The organism is Enterococcus sp. LJL90 (assembly GCF_056924355.1).
Genome location: NZ_JBXPBQ010000005.1, coordinates 50,398 through 63,771, shown reverse-complemented (window position 1 = coordinate 63,771; position 13,374 = coordinate 50,398). Strand labels below are relative to the sequence as shown.

General features: G+C 36.4%; 15 protein-coding genes. 5 read left to right on the top strand and 10 right to left on the bottom strand.

Annotated features, from left to right (window positions below; translation table 11 throughout):
• Positions 1 to 5: 5 nt before the first annotated feature.
• The 7 genes from AC1Z3S_RS12165 to AC1Z3S_RS12135 all read right to left on the bottom strand — a co-directional run bounded on the left by AC1Z3S_RS12165 (position 6) and on the right by AC1Z3S_RS12135 (position 6,926).
• Positions 6 to 1,019 carry a WxLIP family cell surface protein gene (locus AC1Z3S_RS12165; RefSeq protein WP_461740580.1) on the bottom strand — a complete coding sequence of 338 codons (1,014 nt, stop codon included), beginning with the start codon at positions 1,017 to 1,019 and terminating at the stop codon, positions 6 to 8.
• A 35-nt stretch (positions 1,020 to 1,054) separates the two neighbouring features.
• Entirely contained in the window at positions 1,055 to 1,879 is an 825-nt protein-coding gene (locus AC1Z3S_RS12160) for a WxL domain-containing protein (protein WP_461740579.1), read from the bottom strand.
• Positions 1,880 to 1,963: 84 nt separating this feature from the next.
• Positions 1,964 to 2,728: a WxL domain-containing protein gene (locus tag AC1Z3S_RS12155; protein WP_461740578.1), complete on the bottom strand. Its 765-nt coding sequence runs from the start codon at positions 2,726 to 2,728 to the stop codon at positions 1,964 to 1,966.
• The gene (locus tag AC1Z3S_RS12150) at positions 2,712 to 3,170 is read right to left on the bottom strand and encodes a WxL protein host-binding domain-containing protein (protein WP_461740577.1); all 459 of its coding nucleotides are present in this window, start codon (positions 3,168 to 3,170) and stop codon (positions 2,712 to 2,714) included. Before AC1Z3S_RS12150 ends, AC1Z3S_RS12155 begins: the two co-directional genes overlap by 17 nt.
• A 3-nt stretch (positions 3,171 to 3,173) precedes the next feature.
• Positions 3,174 to 3,695 (bottom strand): WxL protein peptidoglycan domain-containing protein, encoded by a 522-nt coding sequence (locus tag AC1Z3S_RS12145; protein ID WP_461740576.1) that lies wholly within the window; start codon positions 3,693 to 3,695, stop codon positions 3,174 to 3,176.
• A gap of 657 nt (positions 3,696 to 4,352) precedes the next feature.
• Positions 4,353 to 6,095 carry a hypothetical protein gene (locus tag AC1Z3S_RS12140; RefSeq protein ID WP_461740575.1) on the bottom strand — a complete coding sequence of 581 codons (1,743 nt, stop codon included), beginning with the start codon at positions 6,093 to 6,095 and terminating at the stop codon, positions 4,353 to 4,355.
• Positions 6,096 to 6,515: 420 nt separating this feature from the next.
• The gene (locus AC1Z3S_RS12135; protein ID WP_461740574.1) at positions 6,516 to 6,926 is read right to left on the bottom strand and encodes a helix-turn-helix transcriptional regulator; all 411 of its coding nucleotides are present in this window, start codon (positions 6,924 to 6,926) and stop codon (positions 6,516 to 6,518) included.
• 796 nt (positions 6,927 to 7,722) lie between these two features.
• Here AC1Z3S_RS12135 and AC1Z3S_RS12130 point away from each other — a divergent pair.
• From AC1Z3S_RS12130 to AC1Z3S_RS12115, 4 genes are all read left to right on the top strand, one after another.
• Positions 7,723 to 8,112 carry a cytidine deaminase family protein gene (locus AC1Z3S_RS12130; RefSeq protein WP_461740573.1) on the top strand — a complete coding sequence of 130 codons (390 nt, stop codon included), beginning with the start codon at positions 7,723 to 7,725 and terminating at the stop codon, positions 8,110 to 8,112.
• A gap of 32 nt (positions 8,113 to 8,144) precedes the next feature.
• On the top strand, positions 8,145 to 8,771 hold the full coding sequence (locus tag AC1Z3S_RS12125) for an HAD family hydrolase (RefSeq protein WP_461740572.1): 627 nt from the start codon (positions 8,145 to 8,147) through the stop codon (positions 8,769 to 8,771).
• 673 nt (positions 8,772 to 9,444) lie between these two features.
• Complete coding sequence (locus tag AC1Z3S_RS12120) at positions 9,445 to 9,792, top strand: hypothetical protein (protein WP_461740571.1); 348 nt, start codon at positions 9,445 to 9,447, stop codon at positions 9,790 to 9,792.
• 128 nt (positions 9,793 to 9,920) lie between these two features.
• On the top strand, positions 9,921 to 10,244 hold the full coding sequence (locus AC1Z3S_RS12115; RefSeq protein ID WP_461740570.1) for a hypothetical protein: 324 nt from the start codon (positions 9,921 to 9,923) through the stop codon (positions 10,242 to 10,244).
• A gap of 31 nt (positions 10,245 to 10,275) precedes the next feature.
• On the opposite strand, the gene AC1Z3S_RS12110 is transcribed toward AC1Z3S_RS12115, so the two are convergent.
• Complete coding sequence (locus tag AC1Z3S_RS12110) at positions 10,276 to 10,689, bottom strand: MarR family winged helix-turn-helix transcriptional regulator (RefSeq protein WP_461740569.1); 414 nt, start codon at positions 10,687 to 10,689, stop codon at positions 10,276 to 10,278.
• A gap of 273 nt (positions 10,690 to 10,962) precedes the next feature.
• Between AC1Z3S_RS12110 and AC1Z3S_RS12105 the strand changes: the two genes are divergently transcribed.
• The gene (locus tag AC1Z3S_RS12105) at positions 10,963 to 11,808 is read left to right on the top strand and encodes an SDR family oxidoreductase (RefSeq protein ID WP_461740568.1); all 846 of its coding nucleotides are present in this window, start codon (positions 10,963 to 10,965) and stop codon (positions 11,806 to 11,808) included.
• A gap of 149 nt (positions 11,809 to 11,957) precedes the next feature.
• Here the strand turns inward: AC1Z3S_RS12105 and AC1Z3S_RS12100 are convergent, their stop codons facing one another.
• Together AC1Z3S_RS12100 and AC1Z3S_RS12095 are read right to left on the bottom strand one after the other, a co-directional pair.
• On the bottom strand, positions 11,958 to 12,794 hold the full coding sequence (locus AC1Z3S_RS12100) for a hypothetical protein (protein WP_461740567.1): 837 nt from the start codon (positions 12,792 to 12,794) through the stop codon (positions 11,958 to 11,960).
• Between the two features lie 3 nt (positions 12,795 to 12,797).
• The gene (locus AC1Z3S_RS12095; protein WP_461738119.1) at positions 12,798 to 13,115 is read right to left on the bottom strand and encodes a PadR family transcriptional regulator; all 318 of its coding nucleotides are present in this window, start codon (positions 13,113 to 13,115) and stop codon (positions 12,798 to 12,800) included.
• Positions 13,116 to 13,374: the final 259 nt, after the last annotated feature.

The window sequence follows — 13,374 nt, the reverse complement described above, 5'->3', positions numbered from 1 at the left end:
TCACCTCATTTACGGGCTCGCTGGCGGCCCAAATAGAATCCAACAGCTCCTAATAAAATTAAACCAATCACGACTGCACTCACAATCCCATAAGGAATTTCTGATGACTTTTCATTGGTTGACAATTTTTCTATATCTGCTGCCTCAATCGTAAAATCCTTTGTCAAATCCCAGCTTTGATCGTTTGCATTAGCTTTTATAGATAATGTGTAATCCCCAGGATCAAGGTTTTCTTCACTGGCATCCACACTATAATTAAAATTAGAATTGGGCGCCATTTGCAGATTTTGTGAGCTTTGCTGAAAAAGGATGTCACTAGAATCTTTCTTGGTCACCGTCGCATCCATAGTTAAATTACCTAAAATCATCGGTTGATCATTTTGAATGACACCAGAGATGACGGATTTCCCGTCTTTTTCAGCTACTTGTGCCGAGACCAAATTCAAGTTAGGATCAATCTGAGTCTCAGTATCCTCTCTTAAAACAACTCCTAACACTAAAGCAAATTGGTTAGTCAATGCAATCGAATCATCTTGACTACTTGTACTTTCTTGACCTTCCTCCATTGCATATATTCCACCAATGACAATCCCTTCAAATGGATTTTCGGGCGTAGTTAATTCAAAGGTGGCTGTAGCTTCACCGTTAGCGGGCAAATCTACCGTTTGGCTTGGAGCTTCAGTGAAATCAGTTAATCGATAGACCGCCGAAGGATCAGGATCTAGATTTTCTAAGTTATACTCAATCACACCATTGTCATTTGTGTAACCATTGTTCAGTCCTAGTTGAATTTTTTTATCTTCGGCAGTTAAATTTGTCATTTTAATGGTTAAACTCTCTTGTTCACCAGGTTTCACTAATAAGTCAAAATAACTGACGCTATTGTCATATTGATTTTCTGGTAATTCAGCAGTAATGGAATAACCCGCTCCTGCTTGGTTACTAGATCCAAAAACTATTTCAGCTTGAAATATCAGACTAAACCCAACAATGGCAAGCAAACTTAATAATTTTTTCATCTTGTTCCTTCCTCCGACAATCCTTCGTTTAATGATTATTGTGTTGGTTGACGATCTGCATTAGCATTTGCTGCAGATACACTAGCATTGATTGTATTAGCTAAAGTCCAAACTACATTCGATTGGTATGTGCCTTGTTCAGCTTCACCGTTTTGAGCAATTGTTAAAGTTGTTTCGCTATCAACCATTGCTTGGTTGACTCCCGTACCGACACTTGTTGCAGTTGTTCCCCAAACTACTTGAGCATTACCATCAGTTGAGATTGAAGTTGTTGTTCCTGCTGGTGTCGTTGTATTGTTTGTTGTATTTGCTTTTGGTGTAATGCTTAAAGTACCATCTAAAGTAGCCGATGGATTAGTCATCGAAGTCAATGGTGATACAGCTGCCATTAATGTCCAACCAGCACTGTCACCGCCACGAACGTCCGTTACTTGAATCATTCCTGAATCATTTCCATCGAAATTGCTACTGTCAGAAACAGTCCCGTCAACATACGGCAATACAGTGTCGCCCTCGATGATGTTAGCAGTTTCCGTATTTCCGAAGTTTAAGTTTGGTACAGCATCTAAACGTAAAGGTGCGCCAGATTCTGCCACTGCTACTTGAGCTGTTGAGTTCGCTCCAGCTGCACTAGTTCCGACAGTTGGTGCAATGTAACTTGTTCCTCCTGAGTAAAAACCTTGACCAGTCATTGGTACAGCGATTGAGTTTAAATCACTTGTTCCTGGTCCCATTGGATTAACGGTTCCTTGACCAGAACCGAAGTTTGGTGCTGCTAAAGCAGTCCCTGCACCAACAGTTCCTAAAACGACTGTTGAAATAGTAGCTACACCTAATAAAGACAATTTGTTAAGCTTCATTTTCTCTTCTCCTCTTTCTATTGCTTATTTTATTAAAACACCTTTAATGGTGGATTAAACGGATTGAATAAAGCGCTCGAACTTTTATTGAATCGAGTTGCTCAAAGTCCAAGTGACTTGCCCCTGATAGGTTCCTGCTGCAACTTGCTGACTCGGGGTAACTTCAAATGTCGAGTTAGCTGTCGAAGTAGATAGTGAACCGCCAGCTTCCATTTGATAAACAGTCACATCTGCTGATTGAGTAGTCGCCACATCTACAACCGGATTTTCACCAACTGTTAGATGCAGTACCCCATCAATTTGATTGTTCGTCGTGATATCGATTAGCGGTGTTAAACGGACGGACAATCGCCAACTGCCACTTCCCCGTTCATCAGTAATTAATAACGTTCCATTGTCATTTCCATCAAAAGCTGTTTGACTAGCGCTTACTGGTGTTAAACTATTAACTAGAGTCAGATTGTCGTTAAGAAAATCTTGGACAATTAACTGAGTTCCATCACTTTTGACAAAATTAAAATTCGGTACGCCATCCAGAGTTAACTCCCCAGCAGCATCTATTGAAGGCTTATCTTCAACAGCGGGTTCAATAATTTCAGTAGCTACAGAAGGCTCCGTCGAAGAACTTGTCGTTTCTTCTCTGGATGTCGTCATTTCTGTTTCAGAAGAATTTGATAAATTGGCTGCACTGGAATCTTCGACAACTACAACAGAAGACTCTGATTGAGCTGTGATTTCGTTTGACGATAAATTATTCTCTTCCGCTTTAGCGTTAATCTCACTAAGACTTGTAGCAAGAATAATTGCTGGTGCTAAGAAAAGTAGTCCCCATTTATTTTTTCTCCCCATGATGAACCTTCCTTCCAATAAAGTATGAACCAAATAGAAATAAAATAGCTAAAAGTGTAAGTCCAATATAGATAAAATAGTCACTGAAATCTGTAAAACCAGCTCTCTTTTCCACTAATGTGCTCTCGTAATTAAAATTTTTCGTGAGAGTTTGTCTCAACTCTCCAATAGTAATAGTCATATCTACTTTATAATCCCCACTTTGGAGAGTCTCTTTGTCAAGCTGCAACGGTATCATTAATTGAGAATAGGGGGCCATAGATAATTGGCTAATTGTTGTTTGGTAATAAGCCTGGCTACCATCCATGCTAGTGATTTGAACAAACATATCTTGATTGGCGGTAGCCGTGGCAGCATTATTATTAATTATTAGATTTAGTTGCTGATTATTCGTATCCAATGGTTCCAGTTCCAAGTCACTAAACTCAAATTCTGGTGCCACCTCTTAGGTAAAATCATTAGAAAAGATAATAACTAAAGGTGTTTTTTCCGTTTGGCCTTCTTGATTCTCATATGTTGCAACTACTGATCCTAGCAATATTCCATTAAAATTTTCTTCTGGAAATTGATAATCAAAAGTTATTGTTTGACTTTCTCCTGCAGCTAAGGTTATTTCATTCTCTTCAGGAAAAACTTTTTCCAAAGACGGGTAACTGTTGGTGATTAAAGCACCCCCGTCAACGTAAGAAATCTCTCCTGTAGGTCCTGTGGTAGCATTTTTAACATCTAGCTGAACAACCTTATCACTGTCAAAATTATTAGTTATTTCAAAGCTCAGCTTACCAACTGTGTTTGGAGAAGCTTGAACCTGAAAATAGTTTAAATCAGTGTCCACTTGTCCCCCTTTGGTCTGGGTATAATCAGGTGTTAAAGTAATGCCGGTATCAGCCCCAGCTTCAGCCAAACTAATTTGGGGGCAAATAAAAAAGCTAAGTATAACCAAAACTAAAATAATCTTCTTTTTCACCTATTTACCCCCTTTTATTTTAATATCTTAAAGGTAAAATCTTAGCTGTTTCTTAACATTTCTTAAGTGAGTCTGAAATGATTGATAAGTATGTCTTAAATTCGTGGATTATTCCAATAAAAGTGAAATGTCTATCTTCTATGTATCACTTGTGTCTACACTGAAAGATAATCTTTCTCTTAACAAACAATTTTTCAACTTTTTTCCAAAATATCTTTAACACCTGTTCTTATAAGAATAATAATTGACGAACCAATCTAAAAGAATTAGATCAATGTATCAAGTCTCTTTTTTACAAAAAAATCCCGTTATATGTTGGTCTGTCGAGGCCAAATTAATTACTTGGTATAACGTGATTTATGTAACCTACAAAGAAAAGGCCACTAGGAGAGACTAGTGGCCAAGAAGCAAAAAAGGAAAAGTGTTTCATTTAGGTTACTTTGTTGGGATAAATCATTCATACTTTGAAATATGTTTCAAGAAGCGCTACTAACTGGAGAAAATTAGTGTGGAAATTTGACACATTACTCCTATGAAAAAATCTAAAAAAAAATCCAAGCTGATAGTACAAATTAGCTCTGATGAACCATGAATTTTTTGAATCTTCTAATTTTCAAATCGCTTTTATGCTGGTATTCACGTATTTTTCTAGTTGTTTCAATTATTAATTAAACCTCTCGTATAGCTAGCCGGCACTTTATAAAAAATTTTTTTGGATAATAAAAAAATGAGACAACATACAATAACAGCTGGCGGTAAAAAGATAGCAATTGCAATGAACCTAGGTGTTTGATAAGAAACCTCAAGAACATTGGGTCCCTTCTGCTGTAACACTTTGATAATTCCAATCTGACTATGCTGAACCTCATCTGCAGTCAAGCGTTCGTCATTAAGAATTAAGCTCGTATTTTTATAGCCCACAATCGGAATCATGGTACGTTCACTATCCTCCCCTACCCATTTAACCAATAATTTATCTTTTTTTATTTCTTTTTCAAAATGCTCCTCCAAATCTATGACTTGTGCTTTATACAACTTGTATTTTGTGCCTTCATAGTTTTCGTACACGGGTAAATAATCTGGCGTCGATTTTTGAATGTAGGTTAACGCAAGGCTAAGATCTTTACTATAAAAGGACTCTTTTATTTCCTGAGGGGAATCAGCAGTAAGGTATGTATTGGTTACAGAGAAGATATAGTCTTCAGGTTTTGACCAAGTTGTCAATAAGACAATCTGCAAGATTAAGGTTTGCAAAACAGCGAAACCTATCATTTTAGAAATACTAAATATTTTTAATTCTTTGAAGTCATAATTATTTAAAAGCAATCCCACCGCCAGCAAAAACAAGACTATTGCTGGTATGACAAATCGAAATGGAAATTGAATTAATTGGGCAATTTTTACATTTTCACTTAACAGAAAAGTCCAAGGAATTAGATTTGAAGCCAAAACTAAAAAAGCAATTCCTGTCGATATCGTAATTCTAAGAAATGGGGTCAGGCTGGTTCTAAATTTGAAGAAAATTCTTATCGTCGTTATCATGATAAAAAAAAGAAAAAACGGTGTAAACAGACAATAGAAACTTTGATAGGTAATAGTAGCCTCTGCCATGTTGTAATTAATAAACGGCGCTAGAATTTGATTGTTTGAGTATAATTGCCACAGATTTCCCCACAAATTAAGTGTCAATAAAAAGAAAATGATAATCGAAACGATAGTCTTACCAACCATTTTGAATTTTTCTCGAGTATGAACAAGGGCATATATAAAAAATGGCACATAAATCATCATTAGAAAAAGCGTCGATAAAAAATGAACCTGGAACATCAATGCCGTAAAAAAACCTAATTCCAAGACATTGATATCGTAATCGTTAACCATTTTTATTATGGGGATCAAACAAAGAGGTAAGATTGCGGCTCCCCAACTACTAAATCCTTGTCTAGTAATCCAATATTGAACGGCAAAGGTCGTTAAATAAACACAGGAAATAGTTACTCTGATTGGTATACGTGTTTCTAATCGCCTTAATAAATAATACATGGAGAACCCTGAAACTAAATAGAGTATTAAATTGGAGACCACTTGAAAAATAAACCACGTTTGTGATAATAGCAATATTCCACCCATTAAATAAGCTAGATAGGGGCTGTAGACAGCATTGACAATTCTGCCTGATTGCTGAAATCCATATAAGCTAATAAATGGTTGGTAATTGCCTTCTTTGATTTGCATTGCTGCATCGTAGAAGCGATTAAAGTGAAAGACTGAATCTGAACCGCTAATCATATTTTGTGATACTAGTTGTGGTAAGAGCAAGACAAGCGTGATTAGCACTAGAAAAATTACTGGATGTGACTTCAATTTCGAATATATAGTCTTTTTTAATCTCGAATACATTATCCTCACCTCTTATAAAAATGATTTTTCAGCTATTTATCCTCACTTAAATAAACCTTCGTTGTATAAAAAGCATTTAAATGAATCAAAAAAAGAGCTTTGTGCAAATTGGTTACAGCGCTCCTTGCATTTAGATAAAGGGAAATTTTAGGTAGCCTTAGCTATCAATAGTCGATTTATTTCCCTCAGAGTTCCTCCACTCAGACCTCTGGTTTATCTAATTTTATTGATTCAATCAAATCATATTTAAACAACTTAAAAAATTTATCTGAAAAGTTTTGGATATATAGTTAATCATCTTAGTCGTTCAGTACCTGAACGACTTTCGGATGAGAATTTTCAAAAGTAAGCATCCGCCAAACTTTCGTCAGACAGGCTGTTTACTCTTATCAAGATTCAATTAACTGTCGATTTCGCTTCCTAGTCACTATTTGCCGATTCATCATTTACACTATCCCCTGTATACTGATTGCGAACATATTCCTCATAGGCTTGTCGATAGTGTTTAGTGCTTTCTTCATATATCAGAAGCCCAATCGAAAAAGCAGATATCGTCACTAATATAGAAGTAACAATAATTTTCAAGATTTTTCTGCCTTTTTTTAAATCCTTATTCATTTCAGCGACTGTTTGGGAATCACCCAATAATAAGTTATCTAAAGATAAGTGAAATAATTGGGCTAGTAGAATGAGACTTTCCAAATCCGGATTCGTTTTTCCGTTTTCCCAATTGGATATAGTTTTTGGTGATACTGATATTTTTTCAGCTAGTTCTTCTTGAGTAAGTGAAAATTCTTTTCTCTTTTCTTTTAACACGTTATGAATATTCATATTATTCGTCCCCCATGATAATACATCCTTGAACCCATTTTCCATCCAATATATTTCAAAAACCAGGAAAAATACTTCCTTTTTTTATTTTACAGTAACTAGAAAAAATTTACAGACCTTTATATATCAAGCTTAATTCCATGGTAAACATTTTACTGAGGAATTTTCTTTAAAATAATATTTTAAGGACGTTGGCATCTACTCCCCAAATAAGCGGAAGAATTTTTATGAAAAAGAAGTATGATTTATGATTTTAAGAGCGACATTGTTATTTACAATAGGTGCTAAACGAGCACAATTATCAGAGTCAAACCTCAATCATATTGATTGAATTGTAGTAGCTGTTGTTAGAACGACCGGTATTAACGAAGCCACTTGATGAAGAAGCAAAAAGCTTAAAGTGAGCCGAATAGAATAAATTATCAAAAATGCTAGATATTTGCCTATTCCACTTAACCTCTGAGTCTATTTACTCACGAATTAAACAATTTCTAGCTCTTTGGCCAATTAATTTATAAAAGGCAATTTAATGGGGTTTCGTTTCACTAAATGTTTCTGTTAACAAAATCAGCAATCCATGTATCTACTAGCTAAACCGATGAATCATGCGTTTCCCCCACCAAAAACACCTCCAAACATTGTTCTGGCGGCTTAATTACTTAGTCTACATTTGATGAAATAGCCTATTACACAATATTTTTTAATGTTTTATTTATTTCGCGTGCTACACTATTAATAAAACTAAATCAGATAGTCTTTTATTATCAAATACCAAATAGTTGGAGGACCATATACAATGGAAAAAAATAGTTGGCAGGGTTTATACGAACACGCTGTCGCTGTCTGCAGAGAGCGGGAAGTCTCTGAGTTTATGTATGCCGGCAGTGTTGCAGCTGCGGTTTTGACGGATACGGGAAAAATATATACGGGGATTTCGCTTGATACGGCTTGCTCAATTGACTACTGCGCTGAACGCAATGCGATTGGCACTATGCTGACTGATGGGGAAACGACAATCACAAAAGTAGTTGCCGTTAAAGGGACTGAGGTCATCATGCCCTGTGGTGTTTGCCGTGAATTTATGATGCAATTAGGCGGCCAAAACCGCCAAATGGAAGTGTTGACTAGCTTGAACCCGCTTAAAACGATTACCTTGGCTGAGCTTATTCCGGATTATTGGGCGTAAAATAAATCCAAACATAACAAAGGGGACAGCAAATGATTACGACAATTTTATTTGATGTGGATGGTACTTTAATTGACACCTCTTATGTGATGCGAAAATCTTTACAGGAAATTTTGAAAAATGAAAAACAGCTAGAGGTTTCCTTTGAGGATTTGCAGTATATTTTGGGGATTCCTGGGCGTCAAGCCTTAGAAAAATTCACAACGAGACCGCAGGAAATAGTTGCACTACATGAAAAATGGAGTGCAAATGTTTTAAATTATCTCTCGGAAATCACTGTTTTCCCTGCCATTACTGAGGCCATCAAGTCGTTGCATAAAAAAGGTGTTAAATTAGGTATTGTCACCTCAAAAACCCGGGCCGGAATTGCTACTGAGTTTGAACAATTTGGACTATTACCTTATTTTGATTGCGTAATTACTGCAACGGATACAACTTTCCATAAGCCTCATCCTGAACCAATTTTAAAGGCGCTTGACCTGTTGGATTCTAAAAAGAAGCAAACTCTTTTTGTTGGAGATTCGCCACAGGATAGTGCCTGCGCGCAAGCTGCCGGCACAAAATTTGCCTTGGCAGAGTGGGGAACGCTGGACAAGGAGCTCTTCAAAGAAGCTGATTTTTCTTTAAGCACACCCGCACAGCTGCTAACTATTATCTAAGCCAGTTGTTACAACCGACTTTGAAAAAAACGAAAAATTTATTCCGCATTTTCAATAGCAAAAATTTAGTAAAGCAATCTCCTAATTAAAATTTACCTTGCACAAAGCAAACTTCTCAAACCAAGTAAATATACTCTTAGCCTTAGAAAATCCAGATTTCTAAGGCTATTTCTGCTGATTAAATGCGGAAAGTTCCCTCCAGTTTACTACGTGGCAACTCCCCGCGTAAAAAAACATCCATCATTCAGCTAACGTCCCTTAATTTTTACAAAAAAATTCAATTTCTCATGTAATATTTTTCTGTTATTTTGGAATGGTCTACATCGTCTAGCATCTCACCCTTCTTATCTCACTTCACGATATTTAACCTAGCCAATGTGACTAATCTTACTACAATGTTAGATTTTCCTTGGCAATATGGTGCTAGAATGATCTTATCAAGTTAACTGATTAAAAAATATTGGTCTAGAAGAACAAATAAGAAAATTTTCTTACGAATACTATTATGGCAAAAAAATATTCTGTAAATTTTCATTCACTCAATCTGCAGCAGTTTCTCGGATGGCAACTGCAACCGAACTTTCTGTGGATTTGAGAAGACAAGCTTGTTCTACTAAACTGACAATTGCTATGTTGAAAACTTTCAAGCATCAAATTGAAAAGAGGAAAAATCATGAAAAAAGAAACGTTCAATACACCATTTAGCAGATATTTTCCAAGAAAAGTTGTCCGCCATTTATTAAGTAAAGTAGAAGCTGTCTTGTCGGCCAACGATTCTGCAATCAGTGAAGAAGAGCATGAGTTGCTGGTAAACTTTAAAAACGATTTGTTGAATAAAAAGCTGTATTATGAACGGGCTAGCCTGAATTTTGCTAGAACAGCTTACCCGCTCGTTCTCAAAAGGGCCATCAGTGAACCAACTCAACAGCTCTACTTAGAAGTTTTAAGGTTGAACCCTAAGTTGGTCAATGGTTTCTTAGGCTATGAGCTACTTTTTAAAAATATATTTGGAGTGAGGTAAGGAGTTTTGTGAAAGCTATCTCGCTGATTATCGCAAAAAGTGGTCAGCGGGTAAAATTTTAAGCGGCAAAATTTGCATTCAACTCAGCAAGAGAAAGTTTTTATAAGCTAAGTGAGGAGAGGGTTGTTATGAAATCAGAGGAAAAAATAAACTTAATGTCTTTAGATGGGATGACAGAAGCATATTTTGTCACCGAAATGGACCGGCTGGATTATCTGGGCTCAGCCCTAGTCAATGCTTATTTAGCAAAAGAAAATTTAGCTGAAGAATTTCAAACTATTAAGCAGAAATACCATACGTTTAAATGGTACTCGGTAACCCTTAATCAACTATTTACAAGTGTTGAAAGTTGGGAAACTGTTATGATTGTCCTTTCGGATAGGGCCAAGGCCTACAAACATGCACTTCAAGTCAATTTTCCAAATGCCCAAATTGTTGTTCAGGCAAACTAGCACTTTACTAAGTTTTTTGAAAAATGTTATTTCAATTGGATGCTAAGAGGCTTTGCAATTTTTTGATAATTTCATAGGAGGAATCTTTTTCTGCTGCAAAGAGTAATTTTTGATTCAACTGATCAATTTTTAATTTGACCTCATCTGCAATGCGCTTGCCTTCATCGGTTAGCGATAGCAGATGACTTCTTTTATCCTGACTGATTTCTTTTTTGACGAGCCCTTGTTCAACCAAACTGTTAATGCTGCGGGTAACAGAGCTCTGATTTAATTTCACTAAAGGGGTGAAATCCTTTTGGGTGATGTTGGGATTATCATCGAGTTTAATTATATAGAAGTAATTATTAGAATTTAGGCCCAGCGGTTTTAGAAGTTCATTGATTCTTTTTGAAATATCCCGCTCAAGAATAGCTATTTGTTGAATCAAATCATTTTTATTATTCATTTGAAACCTCGCAAATTTAATGTGCTTTTAATTTAACGAAAAAATGTTTAAGAAGCAAGTCTTCTTGGCTATATCTTTTACAACTGCTAAACAGCTGATTAAGATTTCAAATAAATTGAATTGGTTTTGAGTAGCGTCCAAATTTTTGTGTTTGCTCCTTGAATTCTTCCTTAACAACGGAAAATGACCTTAGCTTTTAAAAATAAATGCATTTGCATGTAAATAGTGAAATATGCTACAATAACTTCACTATCACACGAGGAGGAAATTATTATGATTTTAATTACATCTGCTGCTGGTAATACAGGGCGATCAATTGCCACTCATTTAATAGCTGCTGGCTTTGACGTTGCCGTGACTGATATTAATCCGCAGGTGGCAGAAATTCCCGGTATCAAAAAATCTTTCGTTGGTGATTTGACAAGCTTAGCATTTATCAATCAAATCATGAGTTCTGTCGATCAAGTTGTCTATATTCCCCCACTGTTTTCTGCGGAAGAAACTCTGATTGGTAAACAGATGATTGATAGCGCCATCGATCATCAAGTGAACCAGTTTGTTTTCATCTCAGTCACTCACCCAATTTTATCAACTCTTCTCCAACATATTGCCAAACGGGATGTTGAGGAGCACCTGATTTATCGTGGGATGGAAACGCAATTTCCTTACACGATTTTACAGCCAATGCATTATATGCATAACTTTAATCCCGCTATTGTCGAACAAACCGGTGAGTATCGAATTTTTTATGGAAGCGATAGTAAAGTTGCCTACGTCGACACCACCGATGTTGCTGAAGTTCTTGCAGATGTTCTCAGTAATGTTGAAAAGCATAACAAAGCGACTTATGAATTAGTCGGAACACAGCCTTACTCCCCTAATGAATTAGTTGATATGTTCAACCAAGTTTACAATAAAAAAGCCCAAGCTATCTTTCTTCCCGTTGAAGATTTTCTTGACCAAATCAATGCCACTGATTTGTATTTCCGCAAAGGCTTTGAGCAACTGGCAGATTCTTATACCACTTGGGGCTTGGATGGAAATAGTAATGTTCTTGAATTTTTACTGGGCCGCAAGCCGACTTCTTTTGAAGATTATTTACGGGCACAACAAAAATAAACAACCTGTCTGCGACGCAATCACAATCTAAAAGAAAAAAATCATCGCAAAATCATGTGCTGCGGATTCTCAGTTTGAATCTAGCAGACAGATTCTGTGATGATGGTTGTATTGACTCTCGAAAATCAAATTTTTGAGGAGTAGTTTTCTTATTGAACTACGCTTTTTTTAGGTTTTCTAGTGTAAAGGTAAATCAGCAAATACTGGATAATGATAGAGAGGACTAGCACAGCAGCCACAATGTACCTGCCTGTCATCGTCTCAAAAAATTGTGAAAACATTGTAATTCTGGAAAAGATTCCAATGATGGCACAGCTGGTAATCGCCGGTATAAATACCGCCCAGAGTTTTCTATTATCGTGTGTTTGTTTGAAAAATAAGACAGCCGTGACTACTAGTAAAATCAAGATGGTCAGTATGCCCCAAATTCCGGTAATTCTGAATTGATAAGGGGTTTGAACCATCGTTAAGAGCAGCACTCCGCCGGCTAAGAGCACGCCAAGGAGAATCACATTGAGCACATTAACAAGCTTCTTTTTCTTTTGATACACATTGGTGCCAACTAACCAAAATATCAACAAGGCGATAGCCAGAGAATATAAAGCTACAATCGCAAATGCGCCGACATCGAAGGCCTTGCTGGGTAATACTAAGGCAGGAAATAGGCTGAAGACCGTGTAAGCTCCTAATGCTGACAAGATTAATTTTAAGAATTCCTTGATACTAATTGGGACAGCCTGTATCAGTTCATCGGCAATTTCCTTAGGTTGTTTTCCAAAATATTCCTCAGCATCAATGCCTTCTGCTTGAGATTCCAAGATATCTTGTAAAATTTCAAAGGCTTTTTCTTCGATTACCAATTCATTTTTGAAAGTCCCTTTTGCTCTAAGATAAACTACCAAATCTCCGTAATAACTTTGATTTGCTGGATTTAATTGCTTTTGAAGCTCACTATTTTTTTGAATCAACTCATCTGTTGTCATCATGTGTCATCCCTTCTTTTCATCTACATTCAGCAGCCTATCAACATTTTTTTTGAGGTGGCCCCACTCTTCTATAAACTGCTCTTTTTCAAGCTCCCCTTGCTCAGTCAAATTATAATATTTTCGACTAGGCCCATCTGGTGAAGGAACGCGATAGCCTTCAATCAATCCTTTTTTTTCTAAATTAAGCAACAGAGGATAGATTGTCCCTTTAGGAATTTGATCAAACCCGATTTTCTCTAACTCCAAGCTTAGCGTATACCCATACAAGGTATCTTGACTAAACAAAACCAGAATGCAACCGGAAAGAATTCCCTTCAACATCTGCGACGACCTATTGCTAACTGACATTTAATCACCTACTTTTCACCAACTATATTGCAATACATATTAGCTTAAAAATAGTTTAGCGCACCTTTCACTAGATTGCAATACATACTAGCTATTTTTTTCTTTTTAATTTTTTATACTAGTCAAACCTATTTGTAGTACGGACTTTGTGGGTTTACTGAAAAATAAATTTAACTGAAACTTAGCTTAGTTCAGAAATTGGGGAACATAAAAAAAGCCTGCGCAACAAGCT

What these genes read in the sequence shown, in the direction of transcription:
- AC1Z3S_RS12125 (WP_461740572.1), top strand. Translation starts at nt 8,145, where the DNA reads ATGATTACGACAATTTTATTTGATGTGGATGGTACTTTAATTGACACC.
- AC1Z3S_RS12135 (WP_461740574.1), bottom strand. Translation starts at nt 6,926, where the DNA reads ATGAATATTCATAACGTGTTAAAAGAAAAGAGAAAAGAATTTTCACTT.
- AC1Z3S_RS12115 (WP_461740570.1), top strand. Translation starts at nt 9,921, where the DNA reads ATGAAATCAGAGGAAAAAATAAACTTAATGTCTTTAGATGGGATGACA.
- AC1Z3S_RS12165 (WP_461740580.1), bottom strand. Translation starts at nt 1,019, where the DNA reads ATGAAAAAATTATTAAGTTTGCTTGCCATTGTTGGGTTTAGTCTGATA.
- AC1Z3S_RS12105 (WP_461740568.1), top strand. Translation starts at nt 10,963, where the DNA reads ATGATTTTAATTACATCTGCTGCTGGTAATACAGGGCGATCAATTGCC.
- AC1Z3S_RS12095 (WP_461738119.1), bottom strand. Translation starts at nt 13,115, where the DNA reads ATGTTGAAGGGAATTCTTTCCGGTTGCATTCTGGTTTTGTTTAGTCAA.
- AC1Z3S_RS12120 (WP_461740571.1), top strand. Translation starts at nt 9,445, where the DNA reads ATGAAAAAAGAAACGTTCAATACACCATTTAGCAGATATTTTCCAAGA.
- AC1Z3S_RS12155 (WP_461740578.1), bottom strand. Translation starts at nt 2,728, where the DNA reads ATGGGGAGAAAAAATAAATGGGGACTACTTTTCTTAGCACCAGCAATT.
- AC1Z3S_RS12130 (WP_461740573.1), top strand. Translation starts at nt 7,723, where the DNA reads ATGGAAAAAAATAGTTGGCAGGGTTTATACGAACACGCTGTCGCTGTC.
- AC1Z3S_RS12140 (WP_461740575.1), bottom strand. Translation starts at nt 6,095, where the DNA reads ATGTATTCGAGATTAAAAAAGACTATATATTCGAAATTGAAGTCACAT.
- AC1Z3S_RS12100 (WP_461740567.1), bottom strand. Translation starts at nt 12,794, where the DNA reads ATGATGACAACAGATGAGTTGATTCAAAAAAATAGTGAGCTTCAAAAG.
- AC1Z3S_RS12160 (WP_461740579.1), bottom strand. Translation starts at nt 1,879, where the DNA reads ATGAAGCTTAACAAATTGTCTTTATTAGGTGTAGCTACTATTTCAACA.
- AC1Z3S_RS12110 (WP_461740569.1), bottom strand. Translation starts at nt 10,689, where the DNA reads ATGAATAATAAAAATGATTTGATTCAACAAATAGCTATTCTTGAGCGG.